Annotated in this window: 1 protein-coding gene; it reads right to left on the bottom strand. The window is 36.2% G+C overall.

Annotated elements, in window-relative coordinates; all coding sequences use genetic code 11:
* Positions 1–87: 87 nt before the first annotated feature.
* Positions 88–618, bottom strand: coding sequence for a glycosyltransferase family 2 protein (locus tag BUC07_RS20455; protein ID WP_073174214.1), 531 nt, complete (start codon positions 616–618; stop codon positions 88–90).
* Between the last annotated feature and the right edge of the window lie 1,052 nt (positions 619–1,670).

Here is a 1,670-nt window from a genome sequence, read left to right as displayed (position 1 = left end):
AAAATGCTATACAAAAGCAAAATACATGCTGATTCATTCAGTAAAATTATTAATGATGAAAAGAAACAATCAATTAGCTATACTTTTTTAACAATACCAAAAATCGCTGGCGTTGTGCCGGAATTTTACCGTTGAAAGTTTATTAATGATGCGGTAAAACAGGGAAGAAAACCATTTTTTTAACATCCCGTTATCTTCCCGGTGGGTGCGCTCCATTAGTACACAATCGTTGCCCGAAAGAAATGAAGCAATCATTTTTGGGATTTCCGAAGGCGGGTGCTGGCCGTCGGAATCCATACAAATAACAGCATCTCCTTTTGCGTGGTCTATTCCGGCAATCATTGCTGCTTCGTGCCCGAAGTTCTTGGAAAATTCGATGGTACAGTGAGTGATGTTGCCGCGGTTGTTTTTTGTAATTTTCTTGTCGATTAAATACTGGGTACGGTCTTTACTGCCATCGTTCACCCAAATGAGTTCGAAGCGGATGCTTTCATACTTTGCCAGTTCTTCCTGCAGCGCCGTCCAAAAGTTTAACACCCCGGCTTCCTCGTTGTAAAGCGACAAAACAATGGAAATGAGGATATTCTCACTTATCTTATTTAAACCGTCGGTTTGCATATTTTACGGTTATTTGTTTTAATATAGTTTCGTTTTTCACAGCTCCGCCCCCTCAGTTACATTATTGGTTGAGTTCGCTGTTCCTCCGGGTGTTATTTTTCTTGCTGCCGGTCCCCGGTGTCAAACGGCAGTTATTTTTTTATTTTAATTTGGCCCGGCGGTTACTTCCCTCCCCGGCCTTTATTATTTTCATGGTTCTCGTTTTCTTGCACATTATCCGCTACCGGCAGGCTTTGTGTTTTGATAGTTTTCATAGGAGCAGGGTTTTAAATTTATTTAATGTTTATTTTTCAGTTTATCATTCAAATTAATTTTACAGACATGTATCATAAGGGTACAAAAAAGGCATGAATAATTGTTGGCCAACCAACAAACTGCCGGGTAACCCGGTGTGGAATTATTACTTTTTGAAGCAGATAAAATAGTAAGGGGTTTGGTGCCTGCTGGTGCTATGTAGGGTGCATTAAAAGATCGCATTTTAAATCATGGTTTAGTGCCGGTAATATTTTGATTAACCTGCAATAAACTTAAAACAAAATATTTACAAAAAAAACATGACAAAAATCACATAGCACAGAATCTCAATAATAACAAGTAATCTATGTATGCAATACCTCAGCATGTTATATAGCACAAAGTTGACAGGGTTACCTTTTTTGTTACCGTTGACTGGTTTGTGGTTCGTGGTTCGTGGTTTGTGGTTCGTGGTTTGTAGTTTGTGGTTCGTTGATGAACCACAAAACCAAAATTTTAAAAAAGCTAAATGTGAATACATTTTCGGAAGATGTATTCTTTGTAAGCAAGCAAAATCTCATTTAATTTTCAAACCTGTTTAATTAATATATTACAACTGAACAGCAAAATACCCTAAAAATCATTTTAATAAATTACATTCTGGTTCAATACTTCGTTAAAAATGTGGATAACTATTTGAAAATGAGCAAAATAAGTATTTAAAATATTTGATTAAACCCCTGATAATCAGTATCTTAATGGATTTTACCACAAATCTGTTATAGAATGACTACCAGGGGATATAATAATTATAATTC

Source organism: Tangfeifania diversioriginum (genome assembly GCF_900141875.1).
GTDB lineage: Bacteria > Bacteroidota > Bacteroidia > Bacteroidales > Prolixibacteraceae > Tangfeifania > Tangfeifania diversioriginum.
The sequence above is the reverse complement of the archived record's forward strand: the minus strand, read 5'-3'. Positions and strand labels throughout refer to the sequence as shown.